This is a genomic window from Pseudomonas sp. PDM21 (genome assembly GCF_014852505.2).
Lineage (GTDB): Bacteria > Pseudomonadota > Gammaproteobacteria > Pseudomonadales > Pseudomonadaceae > Pseudomonas.
In genome coordinates, this window is sequence record NZ_CM181223.1 from 520,915 (window position 1) to 540,917 (window position 20,003).

Genomic DNA, 20,003 nt, shown 5'->3' on the forward strand with positions numbered 1-20,003 from the left:
GCGTGCAAAACGCAAGGGGCAGATGTCGGGAATGTGGCCGAACGGTCGTCTATTCCGGGGCCGGCGTGCGCGCCAGGCAATAGACGTCGACCCGCCGCGCACCAGCACAACGCAACAGGCGGGCGATGCGCTCGGCGGTGGCGCCGGTGGTCAGCACGTCGTCCACCAGCGCCAGGTGCAGGCCTTCGACGCTCGCGCCAGCGGCCAGGGTGAAGGCGCTGCGCAGGTTGCGCTTGCGGGCGGCGGCGTCCAGTCCTTGCTGGGCCGGGGTGTCCTGCGTGCGGCGGACCAGGCGGTTATCCACAGGCAGATGCAGCGGCGCGGCCAGCCAGTCGGCCAGCAGTTGCGCCTGGTTGAAGCCCCGTTGCCGCTCGCGCCGGCGCGACAGTGGCACGGGGATCAGCCGGTCCGGGCGCGGCAATCCTTCATCAAAGGCATGCAGCAGATGGCGTTCGAGCAACTCGCCGAGCAGACGCCCGAGCGGCGCATTGGCCTGGTGCTTGAAGCGGGTGACCAGCGCATCGACGGGGAAGCCGTAGCGCAGGGGTGTCTCGACCCGGTGAAAAGCCGGAGCGCGGCGCAAACACTGGCCGCAGGTCAGTCCGGAAGCTGGGAGGGGAAGGGCGCAGACCGCGCAGTACCCGGCGAGCCACGGCAGGTCATCGTCGCAGCCGGTGCAGAGGGGCAGGGCGGCCTGTTCCGCCGCCCCGCCGCAAAGAAGACATTGCACGCGAGGGCGCCACCAGATGGGGCGCCATTGAGATATCCACATTCAGCCCCTCCATGGGCGGGGCGTTCAGGGGTGAGCGGGTCAGTGAATCAGCCAGCTCAATACCACCAGGCCCAGCACCGTCCAGATCAGCCCGCCGAAGATCGAGCGCCGCAGGAAGGCGCGGATGCCACTGTAGAGCAGCAGCAGGCCGATGAAGAGCAGGACGAAGCTGAAGATCGAGACGTCGATTCCCACAGCCCGCGCCAAGCCGTGGAAGAAGTCGTCCATGGCGCGCCACAGGCCGCCGAGCACGCCCGATAGCAGATCGACGATGAAGCGGATGGCCTTGCCGACCATCTGGCCAAGGCCGTCGAAGAATCCTTCTGTTCCCATCTGGGGTCTGACTCCTGAGTGTTCTGCCTGATTGGAGCGGCAATGGACCGGTTCGGTTCAGCCGCAGCGGTAACGAGATCATCGTGATTGATCAATAAATGGTCACTTGTCGACCTGTGTCGCGAGAGTGGTTGACAGCGTCACAGCTCCACATATGATGCCTTGAGCCTGATTTCCCCGGTGGCGCGCCGCCGGGGCACCCTAGACAAGAGGCGCCCCCAAGCGTCGAAGGACTTTGCCGATGAGTGCCACCGCAGCCCAAGTAACCCGCCACGACTGGACCCTTGCCGAAGTCCGCGCCCTGTTCGAACAGCCCTTCAACGACCTGCTGTTCCAGGCGCAGACCATGCACCGCGCGCATTTCGACCCGAACCGCGTACAGGTGTCCACCCTGCTGTCGATCAAGACCGGCGCCTGCCCGGAAGACTGCAAATATTGTCCGCAGTCCGGCCACTACAACACCGGCCTGGACAAGGAAAAGCTGATGGAAGTGCAGAAGGTGCTGCAGGCCGCTGCCGAAGCCAAGGCCATCGGCTCCACGCGCTTCTGCATGGGCGCCGCCTGGAAGCATCCGTCGGCGAAGGACATGCCCTACGTGCTGGAAATGGTGAAGGGCGTGAAGAGGCTTGGCCTGGAAACCTGCATGACCCTGGGCAAGCTGACCCAGGAGCAGACCCAGTCGCTGGCCGAAGCAGGCCTGGACTATTACAACCACAACCTCGATACCTCGCCGGAGTTCTACGGCAACATCATCACCACCCGCACCTACAGCGAGCGCCTGCAGACCCTGGCGTACGTGCGCGAAGCGGGGATGAAGATCTGCTCCGGCGGCATCCTCGGCATGGGCGAGTCGGTGGACGACCGCGCCGGCCTGCTGATCCAGCTGGCCAACCTGCCCGAGCACCCGGAATCGGTGCCGATCAACATGCTGGTGAAAGTGAAGGGCACCCCGCTGGCCGAGGAGAAGGACGTCGATCCGTTCGACTTCATCCGCACCCTGGCGGTCGCTCGCCTCATGATGCCGAAATCCCATGTGCGCCTGTCCGCCGGCCGCGAGCAGATGAACGAGCAGATGCAGGCCTTGGCCTTTATGGCCGGCGCCAACTCGATCTTCTATGGCGAGAAGCTGCTGACCACCACCAACCCGCAGGCCGAGAAGGACATGCAGCTGTTCGCGCGTCTGGGCATCAAGCCCGAAGAGCGCGAGGAGCACGCTGACGAGGTACACCAGGCCGCCATCGAGCAGGCGCTGGTGGAACAACGCGACTCCCAGCTGTTCTATAACGCGGCTTCGGCCTGATAGAGCCGCTTTTCTTCATGTAGGGGCGCGCCTGCTCGCGAACCGCCCGGCACCGAAGTGTTCGGGAAGACTGTTCGCGGGCAAGCTCGCTCCTACAGGTCCTCGCCTCGCAGGACCACCGCCGACACGGGGTTGCGTATGCCTTTCGATCTCGCCGCCCGCTTGGCCCAGCGCCAGGCGGAGGACCTCTACCGCCGCCGTCCGCTGCTGGAATCGCCGCAGGGGCCGGAAGTGGTCATCGACGGCCAGCCGATGCTGGCCTTCTGTTCCAACGATTACCTGGGCCTGGCCAATCACCCCGAGGTGATTGCCGCCTTGCGCGCCGGCGCCGAACGCTGGGGCGTCGGTGGTGGCGCCTCGCATCTGGTCAACGGCCACTGCGGCCCGCACCACGAGCTGGAGCTGGCGCTCGCCGAGTTCACCGGCCGCCCGCGCGCGCTGCTGTTCTCCACCGGCTACATGGCCAACCTCGGCACCGTCACCGCCCTCGTCGGCAAAGGCGACAGCGTGCTGGAGGACCGCCTCAACCACGCCTCGCTGCTGGACGCCGGCTTGCTTTCCGGTGCGCGCTTCTCGCGCTACCTGCACAACGACGCCGCCAGCCTCGCCTCCCGCCTTGATAAGGCTGAAGGCAACACGCTGGTGGTCACCGACGGCGTGTTCAGCATGGACGGCGACCTGGCCGACCTGCCGGCGCTCTGCGCCAGGGCCCGGGAGAAGGGCGCCTGGGTGATGGTCGACGACGCCCATGGTTTCGGCCCGCTGGGCGCGACTGGTGGTGGCATCGTCGAACACTTCGGCCTGGGGATGGATGATGTGCCGGTACTGGTCGGCACCCTCGGCAAGGCCTTTGGCACCGCTGGCGCCTTCGTTGCCGGCAGCGAGGAGCTGATCGAGACGCTCATCCAGTTCGCCCGCCCCTACATTTACACCACCAGCCAGCCGCCCGCCGTGGCCTGCGCCACGCTGAAGAGCCTGGAGCTGCTGTGCGCCGAGAGCTGGCGCCGCGATCACCTGAATGCGCTGATCGCGCGCTTCCGCGCCGGCGCTGAGGCCATCGGCCTGAGCCTGATGGACAGCCCGACGCCGATCCAGCCGATCCTCATCGGCGGCAGCGCCCAGGCCATGGCACTGTCGGCGGAGCTGCGCCAGCGCGGCATCCTCGTCGGCGCGATCCGCCCGCCAACCGTGCCGGCCGGCACCGCGCGCCTGCGTGTGACCCTGTCCGCTTCGCACACCGAAGCGCAGGTCGACCGCCTGCTGGTGGCGCTCGCCGAAAGCTGGCAGCGCGTGTCGTCTAGCCTTCTGGCAGAGATTGATGCCGAGGAGGGCGATGATGCGTGACCAACTGATCCTGTTGCCGGGCTGGGGCCTGGGCAGCGCGCCGCTGGAACCGTTGCGCGATGCGCTGCTGGAGCAGGCTCCGCACCTGAATGTGCAGATCGAACCGCTACCGGCGGATACCGATCCGAATGCCTGGCTCGACGAGCTGGACGACAACGTCGCTCACGACGCCTGGATCGCCGGCTGGTCGCTGGGCGGCATGCTGGGCGCAGAACTGGCGGCGCGCCGTGGCGAGTCCTGTCGGGGGCTGGTGACCATCGCCAGCAACCTCTGCTTCCGCCGCCGCGAGGACTGGCCGGACGCGATGGCCAATGAAGTTTTCGAGGATTTCTTCGAGGCCTTTCTGCTGGAGCCACACCTGGTGCGCAAGCGCTTCACGCTGCTGGTCAGCCAGGGCGCCCGCGACCCGCGCACGCTCGCACGCCAGCTGCAGGTGGCGCTGCCGCAATTGAATGCCGAAGGTCTGACCGCCGGCCTGCAACTGCTGGGGCAGCTCGATACCCGCGCCGCCCTCGGTCGCTATCCCGGCCCGCAGTTGCACCTGTTCGCCGCCAACGATGCGCTGGTCCCGGCCAGCGCTGCCGACGCCCTGCTGGAGTGGCTGCCGGACGTCGAAGTCAGCCTGCTGCCCGGCGCCAGCCACGGCCTGCCGCTGGAGCAGCCGGACGAAGTGGCCGGCGCCATTCTGAAGTTCATCCACGAGGGCGACGATGCCTGATTGCAGTACCAGCGCGCTGCCCGACAAACGCCAGGTAGCCGCCTCCTTCTCCCGCGCCGCGTCGACCTACGACGCGGTGGCCGAACTGCAGCGCGCCGTCGGCGGTCGTCTGCTGGAGCTGCTGCCGGCCCACGTCGTGCCGCAGCGCTGGATCGACCTGGGCAGCGGCACCGGTTATTTCACCCGCGCTCTGGCGGCGCGCTATCCACAGGCACAGGGCCTGTCCGTCGATATTGCCGAGGGCATGCTGCGTCACGCCCGCGAGCAGGGCGGTGCGCAGCACTTCATCGGCGGCGATGCCGAACGGCTGCCGTTGCGCGATGGCGCCGCTGACCTGCTGTTCTCCAGCCTGGCGATCCAGTGGTGCGGGGACTTGCCGGCGGTGCTGGATGAGGCGCGCCGCGTGCTGCGTCCTGGCGGCGTCGCGGCGTTCAGCAGCCTGTGCATCGGCACGCTGGGCGAGCTGCGGCAGAGCTGGGAAGCGGTGGACGGCTTCGTCCACGTGAACCGCTTCCGCGCCTTCGAGCAGTATCAGCAGCACTGCGCAGGTAGCGGCCTGCAAGTGCTGGAGCTGCGCACCGAGGACCGCGTCCTGCACTTCCCCGATCTGCGCAGCCTGACCCATGAACTCAAGGCGCTCGGCGCGCACAACCTAAATCCCGGCCGGCCCGACGGTCTCACCGGGCGCGAGCGGGTGCGCGCGCTGATCGCTGCCTACGAGCACTTCCGCCAGCCCCAGGGGCTGCCGGCAACCTACCGGGTGGTCTACGCCGTCCTGCGCAAGCACTGAATCCGGCAAGAGCACCAGAGGAACGCCATGTCCCACGCCTACTTCGTCACCGGCACCGACACCGAAATCGGCAAGACCACCATCGCCTCCGGCCTGCTGCATGCGGCACGGCTGGCCGGGTTGTCCACGGCAGCTGCCAAGCCGGTAGCTTCCGGCTGCGAGCGCAGCCCCGAGGGCCTGCGCAATTCCGACGCGTTGGCGCTGCTGGGTGAGTGCAGCCTGCCGCTGGCCTATGAACAGGTGAACCCCTTCGCCTTCGAGCCGGCCATTGCGCCGCACCTCGCTGCTCGCGAGAAGGGCGTGAAGCTGACAGTCGGAGCACTCAAGGGGCCGGTGCGTTCGGTGCTGGAACTGGGCGCCGATTTCACCCTGGTGGAAGGCGCCGGGGGCTGGCGCGTGCCGCTGGCAGGGGAGGAGAACCTCTCCGACCTGGCCATCGCCCTGGAGTTGCCGGTGATCCTCGTCGTCGGCGTGCGCCTGGGTTGCATCAACCATGCGGTGCTCAGCGCCGAGGCGATCCAGCGCGACGGCCTGCTGCTGGCCGGTTGGGTAGCGAACATCGTCGATCCGCAGACCTCCCGTCTGGAAGAAAACCTCGCGACCCTCGCCGAACGTCTGCCCGCACCCTGCATCGGACGCGTGCCGCGCCTGGCCCACGCGACTCCGGCGGCAGTGGCCGCGCACCTGGACCTGGGCATCCTGGATTTGTAACCGGGCCTTGGCCTGGCGGACTCCGTCTGCTTGAATAGTGGCCACTTGCTGCTTTTTGCTGGAGGCGTGTCGATGGAAATTTCCGGTAATGCTTTCTCTGCGGGCCTGTATGGCGTGCAGAACGGCCAGCGCCGCGTCGACCGCGCCAGCACCGACATCGCCACTGCCGGCAGCGCGCCCAGCGAAGTGCTCAACGACCGTCTGGTGGACCTGCGCCGCGGCGAGCACGAGGTAAAGGCCAACGCCAAGGTCATCCAGGCTGCCGACGAAACGCTCGGCACCCTCATCGATATCCGCGCCTGACCGCGACCCTTTCCCCGCCCTGAATCCCCCCGCGCGGCCGGCTGTCCTTGTGACACGCCGGCCGCTCTGCCATGGGCTTTAATTAGCCTCAGGGCCTCGCTGCCAATACGCCCCGCCGACAGCCCTGCGAGCGTGACCAGGCGGTCGGTTTGCACGCTTGACAAGGGTATGGCGTAAACGTATGTTTCAAACGCCTGTTTGACTGTCCGGATGCGCACGCGCACCGACTGGGCGGCCGGGAATGCTCCCGCACTGCGACCGCAGCAACCGGTCGCCCATTAACCAGAACCCTTCGTAGAGGTTTACCGCTATGCCTGATTACAAGGCCCCCTTGCGTGATATCCGTTTCGTTCGCGACGAGCTGCTGGGCTACGAAGCGCACTACCAGAACCTGCCGGGCGCCGAAGACGCTACCCCGGACATGGTCAATGCCATCCTCGAAGAGGGTGCGAAGTTCTGCGAACAGGTAATCGCTCCGCTGAACCGCACTGGCGACCTGGAAGGCTGCAAATGGAGCCCGGAAGGCGTCAAGACTCCGACCGGCTTCAAAGAGGCCTACCAGCAGTTCGTCGAAGGCGGCTGGCCGAGCCTGGCCCATGACGTCGAGCACGGCGGTCAGGGTCTGCCCGAATCCCTGGGTCTGGCCATCAGCGAAATGGTCGGCCAGGCCAACTGGTCCTGGGGCATGTACCCGGGCCTGTCCCACGGTGCCATGAACACCCTGCACGCCCATGGTACTCCGGAGCAGCAGCACGCTTACCTGACCAAGCTGGTTTCCGGTGAGTGGACCGGCACCATGTGCCTGACCGAGCCGCATTGCGGCACCGACCTGGGCATGCTGCGCACCAAGGCCGAGCCGCAGGCTGACGGCACCTACAAGATCACCGGCACCAAGATCTTCATTTCCGCTGGCGAACACGACATGGCCGACAACATCGTCCACATCGTGCTGGCCCGCCTGCCCGACGCCCCGCAGGGCACCAAGGGCATCTCGCTGTTCATCGTGCCGAAGTTCCTGCCCAACGCCGAAGGCAACGTGGGTGAGCGCAACGCCGTTTCCTGTGGCTCCATCGAGCACAAGATGGGCATCCACGGCAACGCCACCTGCGTGATGAACTTCGACGCCGCCACCGGCTTCCTGATCGGCCCGCCGAACAAGGGCCTGAACTGCATGTTCACCTTCATGAACACTGCTCGCCTGGGTACCGCGCTGCAAGGCCTGGCCCACGCCGAAATCGGTTTCCAGGGTGGTATCGCCTACGCTCGCGAGCGTCTGCAGATGCGTTCGCTGACCGGCCCGAAAGCTCCGGAAAAAGCCGCTGACCCGATCATCGTGCACCCGGACGTACGTCGCATGCTGCTGACTGCCAAGGCTTTCGCCGAAGGCAACCGCGCCATGCTGTACTTCGCTGCCAAGCAGGTCGACATCGTCCAGCGCAGCCAGGACGAAGAAGAGAAGAAAGCCGCTGACGCGATGCTGGCCTTCCTCACCCCGATCGCCAAGGCGTTCATGACCGAAGTGGGCTTCGAAGCCGCCAACCACGGCGTGCAGATCTATGGCGGCCACGGCTTCATCGCCGAGCACGGCATGGAACAGAACGTCCGCGACAGCCGTATCTCCATGCTGTACGAAGGCACCACCGGCGTTCAGGCGCTGGACCTGCTGGGCCGCAAGATCCTCATGACCCAGGGCGAAGCGCTCAAGGGCTTCACCAAGATCGTGCACAAGTTCTGCCAGGCCAACGAAGCCAACGAAGCCGTCAAGGAGTTCGTTGCACCGCTGGCTGCGCTGAACAAGGAGTGGGGCGACCTGACCATGAAGGTCGGCATGGCTGCCATGAAGGACCGCGAGGAAGTCGGCGCCGCATCGGTCGACTACCTGATGTTCTCCGGCTACGCCTGCCTGGCCTACTTCTGGGCCGACATGGCTCGCCTGGCTGCCGAGAAGCTGGCTGCCGGTACCAGCGAAGAGGCCTTCTACCAGGCCAAGCTGAAGACCGCGCGCTTCTACTTCCAGCGTATCCTGCCGCGCACCCGCGCGCACGTTGGCTCCATGCTGTCCGGCGCCAACAACCTGATGGACCTGGCCGAGGAAGATTTCGCCCTCGGTTACTGATCAGCGCCTTGGACGGACGGTTCGCCGTCCGTCTGCTGAACAGCAGGAAGCCCGCCGCAAGGCGGGCTTTTTCGTATCCGAATCCACACAAAACGCCGCAGAAAATGCCATCATTACGCCACTTGCCGATCGACTGACGGCAAGACCGGCACCCACTCTGCGGAACCCTTTGTGCGACCCACGGCCCCTTACCGGATCAGCCATTTCCTCACGCCCCTGTTGCTGATTCCGGCCGGCATCGCCGCCGGCTCCCTGGGCGAACTGTCTGACTTCTTCATCTCCCTGTTCAACGTCCTGCCGACCCTGCTGCTGCTGCTCGGCGGCGCGCTGTGCATGGTTTATGGCCGCCAGCGCCAGCTGTTCATGCTGACGGTGGTGTACATCGCCTATTTCCTGCTCGATACCCAGGTCGACTACTTCCAGGCGCACCGCGTGGTGATGCCGGAAGCGGCGCTGGTGTTCCACCTGTGTTGCGTGCTGCTGCCGCTGCTCTACGGCCTGTACGGCATCTGGCAGGAGCGCATGCACATGCTGCAGGACCTGCTCGCCCGCAGTGCCGCGCTGGTCGCCGTGGCCGGGGTGGCGACAGCACTGGCCAAGCGCTTCCCACAGGGGCTGGCGGAGCTGCTCAGCGACACCTACTGGCCGGCTTTGCACGGCCACTGGATGAGCCTGGCGCAGCTGTCCTACTTCGGTTTCCTGATGGCCTTCGTCGCCCTGGTCGCCGCCTACGTGCGCCAGCCGCGGCCGTTGCACGCCGCGCAGTTGCTGGGCCTGCTCGGGCTGCTGTGGATGCTGCCCAAGGTATTCATCCTGCCCCACGCGCTGACCGTGATGACCAGCCTGGTGATGCTCACCCTGGCCGGCGCGGTGGCCCACGAGGCGTACCAGATGGCCTTCCGCGACGAGCTCACCGGCCTGCCCGGACGCCGCGCGCTGAACGAGCGCTTCCAGCGCCTGGGCCAGCAGTACGTGCTGGCGATGATCGACGTGGACCACTTCAAGAAATTCAACGACAGCCACGGCCACGACGTCGGCGACCAGGTGCTGCGCATGGTCGCCAGCCAGTTGCGTCGTACCGGTGGCGGCGGCAAGGCGTACCGCTATGGCGGCGAGGAATTCACCGTGGTGTTCGCCGGCAAGACCGTGGAGCAGTGCCTGCCTTACCTCGATGGCGTGCGTCAGGCCATCGAGGGTTACGCCATGCACCTGCGCGACCGTGGCAACCGCCCCAAGGACGACCGCCAGGGCCGCGGCAAGCGCGCCGGCAAGGAGGCGCAGACGGTCTCGGTGACCATCAGCGTCGGCGTCGCCGAGCGCGACGGCGAGCGGCGCAGCCCCGAGGAAGTCATCAAGGGCGCCGATGAGGCGCTGTACTCGGCCAAGAGCGGCGGGCGCAACCGCGTGGCCGTGCACGGGCAGTCGCGTCGCGGAGCGGTGCGCACCGCCTGAGCGGCCTGCGTTATGACCGCGCATTCAGCGCGTGCAGCGTGATTGTCCGCATCGTAGCGGGCCGTTAGGTTCGAGTTTTCCGCGCCACGCTGGCGCCCCGAACCGAACGGAGATTCGCGATGCCCGAGTACAAGGCCCCCCTGCGCGACGTGCGCTTCCTCACCGACGAAGTCTTCGACTTCACCGGCCGCTATGAAGCCCTCGGCGCCACCGATGCCACCCCGGACATGTTCGCCGCCATTCTCGAGGAAGGCGCGAAGTTCTGCGAGCAGGTCATCGCCCCGCTGAACCGCTCCGGCGACGAGGAAGGCTGCCACTTCGACAACGGTGTGGTGACCACGCCCAAGGGCTTCAAGGAAGCCTTCGCGCAGTACGTCGAGGCTGGCTGGAACGGCGTTTCCAGCGACCCGGAATTCGGTGGCCAGGGTCTGCCGCCGTCTCTCGGCCTGCTGGTCAGCGAGATGATCGGCGCGTCCAACTGTTCCTGGGGCATGTACCCCGGCTTGACCAAGGGCGCCATGGCCGCCATCCACGCCCACGGCACGCAGGAGCAGAAGGACACTTACCTGCCGCGCATGACCAGCGCGGTCTGGACCGGCACCATGTGCCTCACCGAGCCGCACTGCGGCACGGACCTGGGCATCATCAAGACCCGCGCCGTGCCCAATGCGGACGGCAGCTACGCGATCACCGGCACCAAGATCTTCATCTCCGCCGGTGAACACGACATGAGCGAGAACATCATCCACCTGGTCCTGGCCAAGCTGCCCGATGCGCCGGCCGGCACCAAGGGCATCTCGCTGTTCATCGTGCCGAAGTTCAACCTCGATGCGAACGGCGAGGCTGGCGAGCGCAACGCCGTGGCCTGCGGCTCCATCGAGCACAAGATGGGCATCAAGGCGTCCGCCACCTGCGTGATGAACTTCGACGGCGCCCGCGGCTTCCTCATCGGCGAGGCCAACAAGGGCCTGGCCTGCATGTTCACCATGATGAACCACGCGCGCCTGGGCACCGGCATGCAGGGCCTCTGCCTCGGCGAGACAAGCTACCAGGGCGCCGTACGCTACGCCCAGGACCGCCTGCAGATGCGTTCGCTGACCGGCCCGAAGGCGCCGGAGAAGCCCGCCGACCCGATCATCGTCCACCCGGACGTGCGCCGCATGCTGCTGACCATGAAGGCGTTCAACGAAGGCAACCGCGCGCTGGCCTACTTCTCCGCGCAACTGCTGGACATCGAGCACCTGTCCCAGGACGCCGAGGAGCGCGAACGCGCCGCCAGCCTGCTGGCCTTCCTCACTCCGATCTGCAAGGCCTTCATGACCGAGACCGGCCTGGAAGTCACCAACATCGGCATGCAGGTATTCGGTGGCCACGGCTTCATCCGCGAGTGGGGCATGGAGCAGCTGGTGCGTGACTGCCGCATCGCGCCGATCTACGAGGGCACCAACGGCATCCAGGCGCTGGACCTGCTGGGCCGCAAGGTCCTCGGCAGCCAGGGCAAGTTGCTGATGGGCTTCACCAAGCTCGTCCATCAGCTCTGCCAGCAGCACGCGGAGCACCCGCAACTGAAGGCACAGGTTGCCCAGCTGTCGACGCTGAACAAGCAGTGGGGCGAGCTGACCCAGAAAGTCGGCATGGCCGCCATGAAGAACCCGGACGAAGTCGGCGCGGCCTCGGTCGACTACCTGATGTTCTCCGGCTACGTCACCCTCGGCTACTTCTGGCTGCGCATGGCGCTCGTCGCCCAGCAGAAGCTGGAGCAGGGCGCCAGCGAGGCGGCCTACTACCAGACCAAGCTGGCCACCGCCGAGTTCTACTTCAGCCGCCTGCTGCCGCGCGCGCAGGCTCACGTTGCAGCGGCGGAAGCCGGTTCCGAGGTGCTGATGCGCCTGTCGGCAGAGCAGTTCGCCCTGTAATCCGCGTGCCAGACGAGGAGGCCCGCCCCGCGCGGGCCTCCTCGTTTTTCGCTACATATTGTGACCAATCTATAGTTGTGCGGTCACAACATGACGCTTAAAGTCTGAAAAGTTGTTGGAGTAAACTCCGGCGGCGTACCTTCGTGTACCTCCTATTCTGATACCGCTGGCTGCCAGATCAGCCGTCGTTTTCGTTCGAGGATCCATCATGGCTGACTACAAAGCTCCCCTGCGCGACATGCAATTCGTCCTCAATGAAGTCTTCGAGGTCGCCAACCTGTGGGCCGAACTGCCCGCTCTGGCCGAGACCGTCGATGCCGAGACCGCATCCGCGATCCTCGAAGAGGCCGGCAAGGTCACCGGCGGTGTGATCGCCCCGCTGAACCGCAGCGGCGACGAGGAAGGTTGCAGCTGGAGCGCCGAGGGCGTGAAGACCCCGGCTGGCTTCCCCGAGGCCTACCGCACCTACGCCGAAGGCGGCTGGGTGGGCGTGGGCGGCGCGCCGGAGTTCGGCGGCATGGGCATGCCCAAGGTGATCGGCGCCCAGGTCGAGGAAATGGTCAACTCGGCCAACCTGTCCTTCGGTCTGTACCCGATGCTGACCGCCGGCGCCTGCCTGTCGCTGCTCAACCACGCCAGCGAAGAACTCAAGGCCAAGTACCTGCCGAACATGTACGCCGGCACCTGGGCCGGTTCCATGTGCCTGACCGAGCCGCACGCCGGCACAGACCTGGGCATCATCCGCACCAAGGCCGAACCCCAGGCCGACGGCAGCTTCAAGATTTCCGGCACCAAGATTTTCATCACCGGCGGCGAGCACGACCTCACCGAGAACATCATCCACCTGGTCCTGGCCAAGCTCCCCGACGCGCCGGCCGGCTCCAAGGGCATCTCGCTGTTCCTGGTGCCGAAGGTGATGGTCAACGCAGACGGCTCCCTGGCCGAGCGCAACGCCGTGTCCTGTGGCTCCATCGAGCACAAGATGGGCATCAAGGGATCCGCCACCTGCGTGATGAACTTCGACGGCGCCACCGGCTGGATCGTCGATGCGCCGAACAAGGGCCTGGCCGCCATGTTCACCATGATGAACTACGAGCGCCTGGGCGTTGGCATCCAGGGCCTGGCCACCGGCGAGCGCTCCTACCAGAGCGCCGTGGAATACGCCCGCGAGCGTATCCAGAGCCGCGCGCCGACCGGCCCGGTCGCCAAGGACAAGGCTGCCGACCCGATCATCGTCCACCCGGACGTGCGTCGCATGCTGCTGACCATGAAGGCGCTGAACGAGGGTGGCCGCGCCTTCTCCAGCTACGTTGCCATGCAGCTGGACACCGCCAAGTACAGCGAAGAGCCGACCACCCGCAAGCGCGCCGAGGAACTGGTTGCCCTGCTGACCCCGGTGGCCAAGGCCTTCCTCACCGACATGGGCCTGGAAACCACCATCCACGGCCAGCAGATCTTCGGCGGCCACGGCTTCATCCGCGAGTGGGGCCAGGAGCAGCTGGTACGCGACTGCCGCATCACCCAGATCTACGAAGGCACCAACGGCATCCAGGCGCTGGATCTGATGGGTCGCAAGATCGTCGGCAGCGGCGGCGCCTACTGCAAGCTGTTCACCGACGAGATCCGCGCCTTCACCGCCTCGGCGTCCGCCGAGCTGGCCGAATTCACCGGCCCGCTGAACGCCGCCGTGCAGAACCTGGACGAGCTGACCGCCTGGGTCCTGGACCGCGCCAAGGGCAACCCGAACGAAATCGGCGCCGCCTCGGTCGAGTACCTGCATGCCTTCGGCTACACCGCCTACGCGTACATGTGGGCCCTGATGGCTCGCGCTTCGCTGGGCAAGGAAGGCCAGGACGAGTTCTATGCCAGCAAGCTCGGCACCGCGCGCTTCTACTTCGCTCGCCTGCTGCCGCGCATTCACTCGCTGAGTGCCTCGGTGAAGGCCGGCAGCGAGTCGCTCTACCTGCTGGACGCTGCGCAGTTCTAAGCGTTCGTTCTGAAAAGCCCCGCTCCGGCGGGGCTTTTTTATGGGGATATTTCCTTTCCGAAGGGCGCTAGTACGAATCCGTGTAAGCCAAAGCTTACAAACAGCGGTGGTGATCGGCGTCTTTCTGACAAAGGCTTACGGCGGTAACCTTTTCCTCAGTCAGGACATTGCGCAGGAAGCGCCAAAGACAACACGGAAATATAGGGATTCCACCACGGATGGTGGCCTGCATGGACGTCAGGATATCGGTCTGCAAAACCCCGCTTCGCAAGAAGCGGGGTTTTTTCTTGCCTGCGATTCGGTCTGTCTACCCGTAGGGCGAATAACGCGCCAGCGTTATCCGCCGCTGGTGGTCGGGACGGCGGATTACCTGTTCCAGGTTATGCGCCCTACGTAGAAGCTCCGTGCGGGCCTGCGATACCCATCGGGAATTTGGGCGTCACACCGCCCCATCCAGCAACGACCGCAACAGCTCCACCGTCGGCTGCTGCCGCTGCGCATCGCGATAGACCAGCCCCACGCTCAGCGGAATGCGCGGTTCGCTCAATGGCTTCCAGAGCAGGTCCTTGTGCGCGTGCATCTGCCGCGCCCGCCCCGGCAGTACGGTGGCAAAACGGCTCTGCGGCAGGCTGTCGAGGATGCCGCCCATGTGGTTCAGCTCCGCCTGCACCCGTGGCCGCCGGCCGATGGCCGCCAGTTGTTCCTGCCAGATCTGCCGGGCACGGAATTCCTCGCCGAGCAGCAGCATCGGCAGTTCCGCCGCCTGGGCCAGCGAGACCTTCTTGAAGTCCTTCAGCGGATGCTCCGCCGGGATCACCAACTGCAACTCGTCCGGGTACAGCTCCACGCCATGCAGCGCCGGCTGGCGCGGAGGCAGGAAGCCGATGCCGATATCCAGCTGGCCGATCAGCAGGCGGCGCTCGATCTCCACCCCGGAGAGTTCGTAGATGCGCACCTGCACGTGCGGCTGGGCAGCGTGCAGGCGTTCCACCAAGTGCGGCACCAAGCTCGCGTTGACCGTCTGCAGTACTCCAATGGCCAGGCTGCGCGCACTCTGTCCACGGAAACCCCGCAGCGCCTCGCGGGCACGTTCCAGGCCTTCCAGCAGCGGCACTGCATGGTTGTACAGCGTGTGCGCGGCAGCGGTGGGCAGCAGGCGCTTGCCGCTGCGCTGGAACAGTGCCACGTCGAGGTTCTGCTCCAACTGACGGATCTGCTGCGACAGTGCCGGCTGGGAAATCGCCAGGCGTTCGGCCGCGCGCCCGACATGGCCTTCCTCGTAGAGCGCGACGAAATAGCGGAGCTGGCGGAAATCCATAAGGTCTGCTTATCAACGAAACTGGAAAATCGAAATGGATAGTCAGCTATCCAGGCCACTACTCTAGCGCTTGTCCGCTGTCTCAGATGGGTAGACAAAGGTGGAAAGCATCGTCATCCAGGGCGTTTTCATAGGCAAAGTCGAAGAAAGCTGGGGAGGTCTGCTCAGCGATATCGACAAGCTGGAAGCGCATCAGGAAGTCTGGCTCGGTGCCGAAGGGCTGCCGGGGGACGCAAGGCCTGAGCTGCGCCGCGACGGCGGCCTGGACCGCGCATTGCACCACTACCCGGCCGAGCACTACCGCCACTGGCGCAAGCAGCACCCGCAGACGCGCTGGCGACAGCCGGCCTTCGGCGAGAACCTGTCGACCTTCGGCCTCAGTGAACAGGAGGTCTGCATCGGCGACCTGTTCCGCTGGGGCGAAGCGCTGATCGAAGTGAGCCAGCCGCGCTCGCCCAGCTACCGCCTGGCGCGGCGCTGGAATCTCCCCGAGCTGCCGCAGCAAGTGCAGGAGCAGGGGCGCTGCGGCTGGTTCTACCGGGTGCGCCGTTCCGGCATGGTCGCCCCCGATGCACCGCTGGAACTGGTGCAGCGGCACTACCCGCAGCTCAGCGTGGCGAGCTTGCTGGACTGGTACTTCGGCCACCCGCTGGAACGTACCGGCCTGCGCCTGATGATGGCCTGCGACGCGCTTTCCCTGCGCTGGCGCAAGACCGCCGCGCAACGCCTCACCAGTGGCGTGCTGGAAGACTGGACGGCCCGCCTGGCGGGCCCCGAATGTTCGGAGCAGGGCGGCCTGCAGAGCTGAGCCGCACTGTTTCGCAAATGCCCTCGCGCCCGCCCCCGGACGTCGTCTTGGTCCTGCGGGGCGGCTTTTATTACCGCCGCCGAGCCTGTCACAGGGCTCGGCGGCGTTGTCATGCCGACGTAACACCGCGTTCCTAACCTTCCGCCGATAGCTATTACTGACAACCCGAGCCGTCAGAAAGACGGCCGCGCGGAAGGAACCATCTGATGAGCGAGCGTTTCCAGGATTTCCACGACCGACTGGCCGCCTTCGACGACCAGGCGATCAACCCCTCCGGCAACCTGCCGATGAGCGAGATCATCGACGCCTCGCGCCGCCGCCTGCTGAAGAACAGCCTGGTGCTGGGCGCGGTCGGCTTCCTCGGCGGCGGCCTCTTCCCCGGCCGCTCACTGTTTGCTGCCGACGCCCCGGTGCCCACCGCGCTGCTGGGCTTCAAGGGCGTGCCGGTGCAGCAGGACCCGAAATTCGACCGGGTGATCGTCGCCGAGGGCTACAGCGCGCGGCCGTTCTTCTCCTGGGGCGACGCTGTGGTGAGCGGCTCGCCGGCCTGGAAAGGCGACGCCAGCGAGGACTGGAAAGCCCAGGAACTGCAGGCCGGCGACAACCATGACGGCATGCACTACTTCCCCTTCCCCAATGCGCCGGACAGCCACGGCCTGCTGGTGATCAACCACGAGTACATCAACCCGACGCTGCACCCCAAGGGCCAGACCTTCGAGGACCGCCCCGATGGTTCGCGCGGCCGCCCGGAAGGCGAAGTGCGCAAGGAAATCGCCGCCCACGGCCTGAGCGTGATCGAGGTGAAGAAGGACGCCGGCGGCCAGTGGTTGCGCGTCGAAGGCTCGAGCTACAACCGCCGCATCACCGGCAGCTCGCCGCTGGACCTGTCCGGCCCGCTGGCCGGCCACGACCTGCTGCGCACCGCCAGTGACCCCGAGGCCAAACAGGTGCTCGGCACCCTGAACAACTGCTCCATGGGCGTCACGCCCTGGGGCACCTACCTGGCCTGCGAAGAGAACTGGCACCAGTACTTCGTCAACCGCGACAAGGACGACTACGCCAAGCGCGTTTCGCACAAGCGCTACGGCCTGTCCAACGGCCAGTTCAGCAACTACTACGCCTGGGAAGCGGTGGATGCGCGCTTCGACGCCACGCCGAAAGCCGACCAGCCCCATGGCGGCCACGTCAACGAACCGAACCGCTTCGGCTGGGTGGTGGAGATCGACCCGTTCGACCCGACCTCCACGCCGAAGAAACGCACCGCCGTCGGCCGTTTCTGCCGCGAGTGTTCGACCCTCTCGCTGGGCGCCGACAACCGCATGGCGTTCTATTACGGCGACGACACCAAGGGCGAGTACATCTACAAATTCGTCCCGGCCGGCCAATACGACGCAAACAACCGCGCGGCGAACGTCGACCTGCTCGACGAAGGCACCCTCTATGTCGCCCGCTTCAATGCCGATGGCAGCGGACAGTGGCTGCCGCTGGTGCATGGGCAGAATGGCCTGAGCGCCGAGAATGGCTTCGCCAGCCAGGCCGAGGTGCTGGTCAACGCCCGCGCCGCCGCCGACAGGCTGGGCGCCACGCCCATGGACCGCCCCGAGTGGGTCGCGGTGCAGCAGACCACCCGCGAGGTCTACGTCAGCCTCACCAACAACGATGCCCGCGGCAAGAAGCAGCCGGTGGACGCCGCCAACCCGCGCAAGGAAAACCTGCACGGGCAGATCCTGCGCTGGAACGAGGCCGGCGGTGATCCGACCGCCACCACCTTCCAGTGGGAAATCTTCCTGCTGGCCGGCGAGCACCAGGGCGCCAGCGCGCCGGAGAACCTGATCGGTACCATCAACGGCGACATCTTCTCCTCGCCGGATGGCCTGTACTTCGACGCCGCCGGGCGCCTGTGGATCGAGACCGACTACGACGATGACGTCCCGGCGATGCAAGCCATGGGCTGCAACCAGTTGCTCTGCGCCGACCCGCACAGCCGTGAAGTACGGCGCTTCCTGGTCGGCCCGCGCGGCTGCGAGCTGACCGGCATCACCCAGACGCCGGACGGCAAGACGCTGTGGGTGAACATCCAGCACCCGACGCTGAGCTTCCCGGCCAGCGACGGCAAGAGCATCCCGCGTTCCACGACGCTGGTGATCACCAAGGATGATGGCGGTGTGATCGGGACTTGATTACGGGTACGCAAGGACTCGACGGTCCGTAGGGCGTACAACCGGTCATGGTTGTACGCCGTTCAGGCAGAGGAAGGCGAGGGAGGGCAAGCGGCGTCTGACATCGAACGTCAGACGCCCTGCGTTTTGCAGGAGCGGGTCATGCCAGCGAAGCCCTGAGAGGGCTGCATCTCAAAGCTCGACCTCACCTCCGGCCAGCGCGCACAGCTCGGTGAAATCGACGATCTCCGTCTCCCGCCCATCCACCCGGATCAACCCGTGCTTCTGCAGGCGGGTGAAGCTGCGCGAAACCGTCTCCACTGCCAGCCCCAGGTAATCGCCGATCTCGTTGCGCGACATGCTCAGGCGGAAACGCGTGGCGGAGAAGCCGCGCTCGCGGAAGTGCGCGGAAATGTTGAGAAGGAAGGCGGCGATGCGCGAGTCGGAGTTCAGCCGCGAGAGCAGCAGCTTCATCTGCTGATCCTCGCGGATCTTGCGGCTCATCATCAGCATGATCTGGTGCGACAACCCTGGAATCTGCAGCGACAGCTCTTCCAGCTGGCTGAACGGAATCTCGCTGCACAGCGTGCTTTCCAGCGCCTGCGCGGAAACCGGGTAGCTGCCTTCGCCCATCCCGGAGAAGCCGAAAATCTCGGTGGCGAAGTAGAAGCCGGTGATCTTCTCCAGACCCTGTTCGTTAGTGGTGAAGGTCTTGATCGAACCGGAGCGCACCAGGTACACGCTGTGGAACGGGTCGCCCTGGCGGAATACGAAGTCCCCTTTGTGCAGCAGGTGCCCTGGCTTGATGATCGCCTCGAGCTCCATGACCTTGTCGTCGCTCAGGGTCGGCGGCGCCAGCCGGCAGTTCTTGCAGTACGGTTGCGGTTTGATCATCTGATTCATCCATATCCCCATGCGCCGGCCAATTGCGCGCAGTCAAGCGGTCTTCGGGCGCATCGCCCCCACGTAAAACCATAGCAACTGAGCGTGATCTGTCATCCGTCGGTCGCCGCAGAAGCGAAATTGGCCAATGGATTTTTCATACCGGCTTGACCCTTTCTTCACCGCGCCGCCCTCAGTCTCCACGACCATGCGCCAGGGGGTATCGGGGGAGACCGCCAACTCCGGGTGCAGCGACGTGACCGACGCGCGTCTATCCCGCTCATTTCCGGAGACAAACCCGTGAACAACAAACTGCCACAGATCACCCTGGCCTTCTGGGTGATGAAGATCTGCGCCACCACCCTGGGGGAAACCGCCGGCGACCTGCTGTCGATGACCCTCAATGTCGGCTATGCGATCAGCTCGCTGATCCTCATCAGCCTGTTCCTCGTCACCCTCGTCGGCCAGCTCGCCAGCAAGCGCTACGTACCCTGGCTGTACTGGCTGGTGATCCTCTCCACCAGCACCGCTGGCACCACCATGTCGGACTTCATGGACCGCACGCTGGGCCTGGGCTACGCCACCGGTTCGGCGATCCTCATCAGCATCCTGGGGGCGATCTTCGCGGCCTGGCGCTTCAGCGGCACCTCGCTGTCGGTGGACAACATCCGCAGCTTCAAGGGCGAGATGTTCTACTGGATCGCCATTCTCTTCTCCAACACCCTGGGCACCGCGCTGGGCGACTTCCTCGCCGACGACTCCGGCCTGGGCTTCGCCGGCGGCGCGTTGCTGATCGGTAGCCTGATCGCCGTGGTGGTGGCGCTGCACTACTTCACCAAGCTGTCCTCGGTGTTGCTGTTCTGGGTGGCCTTCGTGCTGACCCGTCCGTTCGGCGCGACCCTGGGCGACGTGCTGACCAAGTCCCACGAGAAGGGCGGTCTGGACTTCGGCACCATCGGCTCCTCGGCCATCCTCGCCGCTATCCTGGTGGCGCTGGTGGTGGTGGTCAGCGTGCGGCAGAAGCGCGAGGAGCAGGGCAGCGCTGCGGTGCTGTCTTCCTGATGATCTGAAACGCACCCCGTCCGCAAAAGTGC

Annotated in this window: 17 protein-coding genes; 13 read left to right on the forward strand and 4 right to left on the reverse strand. The window is 65.8% G+C overall.

All coding sequences use genetic code 11. The annotated features are described in order from the left end of the window. Positions 1-49: 49 nt before the first annotated feature. A complete protein-coding gene (locus IB275_RS02520) occupies positions 50-772 on the reverse strand; it encodes a ComFC family protein (RefSeq protein ID WP_192293692.1) in 723 nt (240 codons plus the stop codon). A gap of 39 nt (positions 773-811) precedes the next feature. After that, on the reverse strand, positions 812-1,105 hold the full coding sequence (locus tag IB275_RS02525; RefSeq protein ID WP_081519671.1) for a hypothetical protein: 294 nt from the start codon (positions 1,103-1,105) through the stop codon (positions 812-814). A 241-nt stretch (positions 1,106-1,346) separates the two neighbouring features. Between IB275_RS02525 and bioB the strand changes: the two genes are divergently transcribed. From bioB to IB275_RS02575, 10 genes are all read left to right on the forward strand, one after another. Then, a complete protein-coding gene (bioB, locus tag IB275_RS02530) occupies positions 1,347-2,405 on the forward strand; it encodes a biotin synthase BioB (RefSeq protein WP_192293690.1) in 1,059 nt (352 codons plus the stop codon). Between the two features lie 138 nt (positions 2,406-2,543). Then, positions 2,544-3,749: an 8-amino-7-oxononanoate synthase gene (gene bioF, locus IB275_RS02535; protein WP_192293688.1), complete on the forward strand. Its 1,206-nt coding sequence runs from the start codon at positions 2,544-2,546 to the stop codon at positions 3,747-3,749. After that, on the forward strand, positions 3,742-4,467 hold the full coding sequence (locus IB275_RS02540; protein WP_192293686.1) for an alpha/beta fold hydrolase: 726 nt from the start codon (positions 3,742-3,744) through the stop codon (positions 4,465-4,467). The genes bioF and IB275_RS02540 overlap by 8 nt, the downstream gene beginning before the upstream one ends. Then, on the forward strand, positions 4,460-5,257 hold the full coding sequence (bioC, locus tag IB275_RS02545; protein WP_192293684.1) for a malonyl-ACP O-methyltransferase BioC: 798 nt from the start codon (positions 4,460-4,462) through the stop codon (positions 5,255-5,257). Before IB275_RS02540 ends, bioC begins: the two co-directional genes overlap by 8 nt. Before the next feature lie 27 nt (positions 5,258-5,284). Then, the gene (gene bioD, locus IB275_RS02550) at positions 5,285-5,968 is read left to right on the forward strand and encodes a dethiobiotin synthase (RefSeq protein ID WP_192293682.1); all 684 of its coding nucleotides are present in this window, start codon (positions 5,285-5,287) and stop codon (positions 5,966-5,968) included. A gap of 72 nt (positions 5,969-6,040) precedes the next feature. Further along, positions 6,041-6,271 (forward strand): hypothetical protein, encoded by a 231-nt coding sequence (locus IB275_RS02555; RefSeq protein ID WP_081519677.1) that lies wholly within the window; start codon positions 6,041-6,043, stop codon positions 6,269-6,271. A 310-nt stretch (positions 6,272-6,581) separates the two neighbouring features. After that, positions 6,582-8,387, forward strand: a complete 1,806-nt coding sequence (locus tag IB275_RS02560; protein WP_081519678.1) for a phenylacyl-CoA dehydrogenase — start codon at positions 6,582-6,584, stop codon at positions 8,385-8,387. Positions 8,388-8,558: 171 nt separating this feature from the next. Next, positions 8,559-9,839: a GGDEF domain-containing protein gene (locus tag IB275_RS02565; protein WP_192293680.1), complete on the forward strand. Its 1,281-nt coding sequence runs from the start codon at positions 8,559-8,561 to the stop codon at positions 9,837-9,839. 119 nt (positions 9,840-9,958) lie between these two features. Then, on the forward strand, positions 9,959-11,755 hold the full coding sequence (locus IB275_RS02570; RefSeq protein ID WP_192293678.1) for an acyl-CoA dehydrogenase C-terminal domain-containing protein: 1,797 nt from the start codon (positions 9,959-9,961) through the stop codon (positions 11,753-11,755). 208 nt (positions 11,756-11,963) lie between these two features. After that, positions 11,964-13,742: an acyl-CoA dehydrogenase C-terminal domain-containing protein gene (locus tag IB275_RS02575; protein ID WP_081519681.1), complete on the forward strand. Its 1,779-nt coding sequence runs from the start codon at positions 11,964-11,966 to the stop codon at positions 13,740-13,742. Between the two features lie 439 nt (positions 13,743-14,181). Here the strand turns inward: IB275_RS02575 and IB275_RS02580 are convergent, their stop codons facing one another. Then, entirely contained in the window at positions 14,182-15,060 is an 879-nt protein-coding gene (locus IB275_RS02580; RefSeq protein WP_081519682.1) for a LysR family transcriptional regulator, read from the reverse strand. 100 nt (positions 15,061-15,160) lie between these two features. Between IB275_RS02580 and IB275_RS02585 the strand changes: the two genes are divergently transcribed. Then, positions 15,161-15,868, forward strand: coding sequence for an MOSC domain-containing protein (locus IB275_RS02585; protein WP_192293676.1), 708 nt, complete (start codon positions 15,161-15,163; stop codon positions 15,866-15,868). Between the two features lie 206 nt (positions 15,869-16,074). Continuing rightward, positions 16,075-18,048, forward strand: a complete 1,974-nt coding sequence (locus IB275_RS02590; protein ID WP_192403043.1) for a PhoX family protein — start codon at positions 16,075-16,077, stop codon at positions 18,046-18,048. Between the two features lie 171 nt (positions 18,049-18,219). Here the strand turns inward: IB275_RS02590 and fnr are convergent, their stop codons facing one another. Then, the gene (fnr, locus tag IB275_RS02595; RefSeq protein WP_139791708.1) at positions 18,220-18,921 is read right to left on the reverse strand and encodes a fumarate/nitrate reduction transcriptional regulator Fnr; all 702 of its coding nucleotides are present in this window, start codon (positions 18,919-18,921) and stop codon (positions 18,220-18,222) included. A 330-nt stretch (positions 18,922-19,251) separates the two neighbouring features. Here fnr and IB275_RS02600 point away from each other — a divergent pair, with 330 nt between their 5' ends. Then, the gene (locus IB275_RS02600) at positions 19,252-19,971 is read left to right on the forward strand and encodes a COG4705 family protein (RefSeq protein ID WP_192296268.1); all 720 of its coding nucleotides are present in this window, start codon (positions 19,252-19,254) and stop codon (positions 19,969-19,971) included. Positions 19,972-20,003: the final 32 nt, after the last annotated feature.

Bases quoted from the DNA above. Each gene is read 5' to 3' on its own strand.
- bioD (WP_192293682.1), top strand. From the start codon at position 5,285: ATGTCCCACGCCTACTTCGTCACCGGCACCGACACCGAAATCGGCAAG.
- IB275_RS02520 (WP_192293692.1), bottom strand. From the start codon at position 772: ATGTGGATATCTCAATGGCGCCCCATCTGGTGGCGCCCTCGCGTGCAA.
- IB275_RS02560 (WP_081519678.1), top strand. From the start codon at position 6,582: ATGCCTGATTACAAGGCCCCCTTGCGTGATATCCGTTTCGTTCGCGAC.
- IB275_RS02555 (WP_081519677.1), top strand. From the start codon at position 6,041: ATGGAAATTTCCGGTAATGCTTTCTCTGCGGGCCTGTATGGCGTGCAG.
- bioC (WP_192293684.1), top strand. From the start codon at position 4,460: ATGCCTGATTGCAGTACCAGCGCGCTGCCCGACAAACGCCAGGTAGCC.
- fnr (WP_139791708.1), bottom strand. From the start codon at position 18,921: ATGATCAAACCGCAACCGTACTGCAAGAACTGCCGGCTGGCGCCGCCG.
- IB275_RS02600 (WP_192296268.1), top strand. From the start codon at position 19,252: ATGAAGATCTGCGCCACCACCCTGGGGGAAACCGCCGGCGACCTGCTG.
- IB275_RS02590 (WP_192403043.1), top strand. From the start codon at position 16,075: ATGAGCGAGCGTTTCCAGGATTTCCACGACCGACTGGCCGCCTTCGAC.
- IB275_RS02570 (WP_192293678.1), top strand. From the start codon at position 9,959: ATGCCCGAGTACAAGGCCCCCCTGCGCGACGTGCGCTTCCTCACCGAC.
- IB275_RS02525 (WP_081519671.1), bottom strand. From the start codon at position 1,105: ATGGGAACAGAAGGATTCTTCGACGGCCTTGGCCAGATGGTCGGCAAG.
- IB275_RS02575 (WP_081519681.1), top strand. From the start codon at position 11,964: ATGGCTGACTACAAAGCTCCCCTGCGCGACATGCAATTCGTCCTCAAT.
- IB275_RS02580 (WP_081519682.1), bottom strand. From the start codon at position 15,060: ATGGATTTCCGCCAGCTCCGCTATTTCGTCGCGCTCTACGAGGAAGGC.
- IB275_RS02540 (WP_192293686.1), top strand. From the start codon at position 3,742: ATGCGTGACCAACTGATCCTGTTGCCGGGCTGGGGCCTGGGCAGCGCG.
- bioF (WP_192293688.1), top strand. From the start codon at position 2,544: ATGCCTTTCGATCTCGCCGCCCGCTTGGCCCAGCGCCAGGCGGAGGAC.
- bioB (WP_192293690.1), top strand. From the start codon at position 1,347: ATGAGTGCCACCGCAGCCCAAGTAACCCGCCACGACTGGACCCTTGCC.